The sequence below is a fragment of the Nocardiopsis sp. TNDT3 genome (assembly GCF_003427465.1).
Lineage (GTDB): Bacteria > Actinomycetota > Actinomycetes > Streptosporangiales > Streptosporangiaceae > Nocardiopsis > Nocardiopsis dassonvillei.
Genome location: NZ_QPFC01000604.1, coordinates 1 through 5,307 on the forward strand (window position 1 = coordinate 1; position 5,307 = coordinate 5,307).

The 5,307-nt window shown below is 76.1% G+C and carries 4 protein-coding genes; all 4 read left to right on the plus strand.

Annotation, left to right across the window (positions count from 1 at the left end):
- The first annotated feature begins 111 nt into the window (after positions 1–111).
- A complete protein-coding gene (locus tag DQW06_RS15365; RefSeq protein WP_117198759.1) occupies positions 112–897 on the plus strand; it encodes a thioesterase II family protein in 786 nt (261 codons plus the stop codon).
- A gap of 89 nt (positions 898–986) precedes the next feature.
- Positions 987–1,658 (plus strand): trans-aconitate 2-methyltransferase, encoded by a 672-nt coding sequence (locus tag DQW06_RS15370; RefSeq protein ID WP_117198761.1) that lies wholly within the window; start codon positions 987–989, stop codon positions 1,656–1,658.
- On the plus strand, positions 1,655–3,514 hold the full coding sequence (locus DQW06_RS15375; RefSeq protein ID WP_117198763.1) for an ABC transporter ATP-binding protein: 1,860 nt from the start codon (positions 1,655–1,657) through the stop codon (positions 3,512–3,514). The genes DQW06_RS15370 and DQW06_RS15375 overlap by 4 nt, the downstream gene beginning before the upstream one ends.
- A complete protein-coding gene (locus tag DQW06_RS15380; protein ID WP_117198765.1) occupies positions 3,511–5,250 on the plus strand; it encodes an ABC transporter ATP-binding protein in 1,740 nt (579 codons plus the stop codon). Before DQW06_RS15375 ends, DQW06_RS15380 begins: the two co-directional genes overlap by 4 nt.
- The last annotated feature ends 57 nt before the right edge of the window (positions 5,251–5,307 follow it).

Here is a 5,307-nt window from a genome sequence, read left to right on the forward strand (position 1 = left end):
CATCCCCGGGGACCCCGCCCCGTGGCACGAGTCCCCACCCGAGACCTCCGGGGGTCCTCCGACTCCGTGGACCTCCGGCAACGCGACCCCGTCAGAAAGGCCGACAACCCCATGACCCCCGCTCCCGCGCGCTCCTGGCTGCGCCGCTTCCGGCCCCGCCCCGGGGCCCGGACGCGCCTGGTGTGCCTGCCCCACGCGGGCGGCGGCGCCAACGCCTACCGCGCCTGGGCCGCGCTCCTGCCCTCCGGCGTCGACCTGGTGTGCGTGCAGTACCCCGGCCGCGAGGACCGCTTCGGCGAACCCCTCGTGGACGACATGGCCACCGTCGTCACGGCCGTCGCCGAGGAGCTCACCCCCCTGCTCGACCGGCCCTACGCCCTGTTCGGCCACAGCATGGGCTCCGCCGTGGCCTACGAACTGGCCCGGACCCTGCGCGCGGCGGGCCTGCCCGAGCCGGACCGCCTCTTCGCCTCCGGGCGCCGGGCCCCGGCCGACGCCCCGCCCGGCCGCGTCCACCTCGCCGACGACGAGGCGATCGTCTCCGAGCTGGTCCGCCTGGGCGGGACCCGGCGCGAGGTCCTGGAGGAGCCCGGCCTGCGCGAGGCGGTCCTGGGCTACGTCCGCAACGACTACCGGCTCGTGGAGCGCTACACGCCCTTCCCCGGACCGCCGCTGAGCTGCCCGGTCAGCGTGTTCCTGGGCGACGACGACCCCGAGGTGGACGCGGACCTGGCCAGGCGCTGGTCGGACACCACCAGCGGACGCGTGGACGTGCGCGTGTTCGCGGGCGACCACTTCTACCTCGGACCGGAGCGGGAGGCCGTCGTGTCCGAGGTCCTGCGCCGCCTGGACCCGGCGCTGGCCGCAGCACCCGGACCCTGGCCCAGCACCCCCTGACCACGCCGCAGAACCTGGAGGACACCATTCCCGCCATCGACTACTACTCACCGGGCGCCGAGTTCTTCGACCTCGTCGGCCACCGGCACATGGTCACCAGCACGCCCGCCCTGCGCGCGGCGCTGACCGGCCTGGACACCGCCCACGGACCCGTCGTCGACATCGGCGCGGGCACCGGACTGGTGACCGCCGCCATCGCCGAGATCCTGCCCTCGGCCAGGATCCACTCGGCCGAGCCCTCGCCGAACATGCGCGCGATCCTCACCAGCCGCGTCTTCGCCGACCCCGACCTGCGCCGACGCGTCACCGTGCTGCCCGAACCCGCCCAGGACCTGCCGCTGCCGGACTCGATCTCGGCCGCGGTCGTCTTCGGCGTGGCCGGGCACATCCCCCGCGCCGAACGCCTGGTCCTGTGGCGGCGCCTGGCCGAACGGCTCCCTCGGGGCGGCCCCGTGGTCGTGGAGCTGATGGGGGTGGACACCCCCCGTTCCATCCCGTCCGTGCGCATGTGCCGGGAGACCGTGGGCGACCAGACCTACGAGTGGTGGATGTCCGGCGAGCCCGCCGGGCCCGGGACCATGCGCTGGCGCACCCAGTGGCGGGTCTTCCGCGGCGGCGACCTGGTGCGCACCGTCGACGACGAGTACGACTGGGAGACCTTCGGCGTCGAGCGCCTCGCCGAGGAGTCCGGCATGTCCGTGCGGCGCCTGCCCCGGACCGGCCGCGAGGCCACCCCGGAGATCGGGGTGCTGGTCAGGTGAGCACCGCACAGGACACCTCCCCGCGCACACAGGCCGCGCCGGAGCCGGGGACCGGGCGCGCGCCCTCCCCGCTCGGCGTCCTCCTGGAGCCGATCCGGGGGCGCGTCCGCGCTGCCGTGGTCCTCCAGGGCCTGGCCAGCGCGCTCGGCCTCGTCCCCCTGATCTGCCTGGCCGAGGCCGCCGCCGCGCTGCTGGCCGACGGGCCGACCGACACCGCCCTGGTGTGGACGCTGGTCGCGGTCGCGCTGGCCGGAGCGGTCGCCGCCCTGGCCGCGGGCACCGCCTCCACCCTGGTCGGGCACCTGGCCGACAACGACATGCAGCTGTCCGTGCGGCGCGCCCTGGCCCGCCACCTGGGGCGGGTTCCGCTGGGCTGGTTCTCCGGCCGCGGCTCGGGCCGGGTCAAGAAGGCCCTGCACGACGACATCGAGGACGTCCACTCCCTGGTCGCCCACACCCTCCCCGACCTGGCCGCCGTCGTGGCGGTCCCCGTGGTCGCCCTGGCCTACCTCGCCTCCGTGGACTGGCGCCTGACCCTGGTCGCGGTGCTGCCGGTGGCCGCGGGAGTCCTGCTGTTCGCGCGGGCCATGGCCGGGTCCATGAAGAAGATGGCCGAGTACGCCGAGGCGATGGGCGCGGTCAACACCGCGGCCGTGGAGTTCGTGGACGGCATCCAGGTGGTCAAGCACTTCGGCGGCCACCGCAGGGCCCACGAGCGCTTCACCCGGGCCGCCGACGCCTTCGCGGACTTCTTCGTCTCCTGGTCGCGCGCCACCACCCCGGCCACGGTCGCCTCCTTCCTGGTGCTGTCGGCGCCCACGGTCACCGTCACCGTGGTGGCGGCGGGGGCGGGCTTCGCCGCCCTGGGCTGGAGCGAACCCGTCTCGGTGGTGGCCTTCGCCCTGCTGGCCCCTGCGCTGTGCGCGCCGATGAACGTGATCGGCTCGCGGGTGCAGCAGATCCAGACGGCGCGGGCCGCCGCCGGACGGGTCCGCGACCTGCTCGCCACCCCGCCCCTGCCCGAGGGCTCCGGCGGGGGACCGCGGGGCGCCCGCGTGGTCTTCGACGGGGTGCGCTTCGCCTACCCGGCCCAGGACGGCGCCGAGGGGAGCGGAGCGGGCGAGGAGGTCCTGCGCGGCGTGGACCTGGTCCTGGAACCGGGCACCGTGACCGCCCTGGTCGGCCCGTCCGGCGCGGGCAAGACCACCCTGGCCACCCTGCCCGCGCGCTTCGCCGACGTCACGGCGGGCGCGGTCACCGTGGGCGGGGCGGACGTGCGCGACATCCCCGCCGAGGAGCTGTACCGCACGGTCGGCTTCGTGTTCCAGGACGTGCGGCTGCTGCGGGAGACCGTGGCCGACAACATCGCCATGGGCCGCCCCGGGGCGACCCGTGAGGAGGTGGAGGAGGCCGCCCGCGCCGCCCGCGTCGCCGAACGGATCGAGGCGCTGCCGCGCGGCTACGACTCCGTGGTGGGTGAGGACGCCGACCTGTCCGGCGGTGAGGCCCAGCGGGTCTCCATCGCCCGCGCCCTGCTCGCCGACACCCCCGTGCTGGTGCTGGACGAGGCCACCGCCGCCGTGGACCCGGTGTCGGAGGCGGCCATCCAGGACGCCCTCGGCGAACTGGCCCGGGGCCGCACGGTCCTGGTGATCGCGCACCGGCTGAGCACCGTGGCCGGGGCCGACCTCATCGCGGTCATGGACGAGGGGCGCGTGGTGGAGCGCGGCACCCACGGCGAGCTGCTGGCGCGCGGCGGCCGGTACGCCGACCTGTGGCGCGCCCAGCACCCGGAGGCCGGTGACGGGGACGCCCATGACGGGGCCGCACGAGACGAACCGGGAGAAGACCAGTGATCCGCGCCTTCCTCAAGGCCCTGGGACCCGAGCAGGCCGGGCCCATGCGCGCGAGCCTCGCGCTCACCACCGTCGTCTCGGCCCTCCAGGGCGTGCTGTTCGCCCTCCTGGTGCCCGTGCTGTCCCACCTCCTGGGCCCCGACCCGGACCGGGCCTGGCCCTGGGCGGCCGTCCTGCTCGCCGCCACCGCCGTCTACGCTGTCCTGCGCGCGGGCAGCCTGTACCTCAACTTCCGCGTCGGCGGCGCGCTCTCGCGGGCCCTGCACCACCGGCTCGGCGACCACGTCGTCCGCCTGCCCCTGGGATGGTTCACCGGAGGCCGGGTCGGGGAGCTCAACCGCCTCGCCACCGACGGCGTCTCCCGGGCCACCAGCCTGCCCGTGCACCTGTACCCGCCCCTGGCCGACGCGGTGGTCACCCCCCTCGTCTCGGTCCTGGCCCTGTTCGTGTGGGACTGGCGGATCGCGCTCGCGGCCGCCGCCTGCCTCCCGCTGCTGTGGATGGTCTTCACCCTGTCCGGGGAGGCGGTCGGGCGCAACGACGCCGCACGCGACGCCGTCACCGACGAGGCCGCCGACCGGGTCCTGGAGTACGCCCGCGCCCAGCCCGTGCTGCGCGCCTTCGGCAGGACGGACAAGGGCGGCCAGCGCCTCGACGCGGCGCTGGAGGCCGAGCACGGCGCCGCCCGCCGCCTGCTGCTGCGCGCGGTCCCCGCCCTGCTCGGCTACTCCTTCGCGGTGCGCCTGGCCTTCGGCCTGCTCCTGGTCGCCACCGTGTTCCTCGCGCTCGGCGGCACCCTCGACGCTCCCCTGGCGGTCGCGCTGCTCGTGCTCGTGGCCAGGTTCGTCCACCCCCTGTCCGGCGCGGCCGACCAGGGGGCCGCCCTGAGGATGGCGACGAACGGGCTCGACCGGATCAACGCCGTCCTGGAGGCGCGCCCCCTCCCCGAACCGGACACGCCGGTGCCGCCCCGGGGCGCGGACGTGGAGTTCGACGACGTGTGCTTCTCCTACGCCCCGGACGGGCCCCGCGTCCTGGACGGGGTCTCCTTCCGGGCCGAACCCGGGACGCTCACCGCCCTGGTCGGGCCCTCGGGTTCGGGCAAGACCACGGTGGCCCGGCTGCTGGCGCGCTTCCACGACGTCGACGCGGGCAGCGTGCGCCTCGGCGGGGTGGACGTGCGCTCGGTCGGCAGCGAGGAGCTGTCCCGGCACGTGGCGATGGTCTTCCAGGACGTGTACCTGTTCGACGCGAGCATCGCCGAGAACGTGCTCCTGGCCGACCCCGCGGCCACGCGGGAGGACCTGGACCGGGTGGCCGCCGCCTCCGGCCTCGACGCGGTGGTGGCCGAGTTGCCGGACGGCTGGGACACCCGCGTCGGCGAGGGCGGCGCCTCGCTCTCGGGCGGGCAGAAGCAGCGGGTCTCCATCGCCCGCGCCCTGCTCAAGGACGCGCCGGTCGTCGTCCTGGACGAGGCCTCGGCCGCCCTGGACGCGGAGAACGAGGCGCTGCTGACCGCGACCGCCGTTTCCCTGGCGCGGGAGCGCACGGTGCTCGTCATCGCCCACCGGCCCGCCACCGTGGCCGCCGCGGACCGGGTGGTCTTCCTCGACGCCGGACGCGTCGCGGAGGCCGGAACCCCGGCCGAACTCCTCGCCGCGGGAGGGCGCCACGCCGAGTTCGCCCGTGCGCGCGAGCGGGCCCGGGGCTGGAGGCTGACCGCCGAACCCTCCTGACCCGGAGCGGCCGTCCGACCCGGACCGGTCCCGATCGCGTCCGCGCGCGGCGCCCCC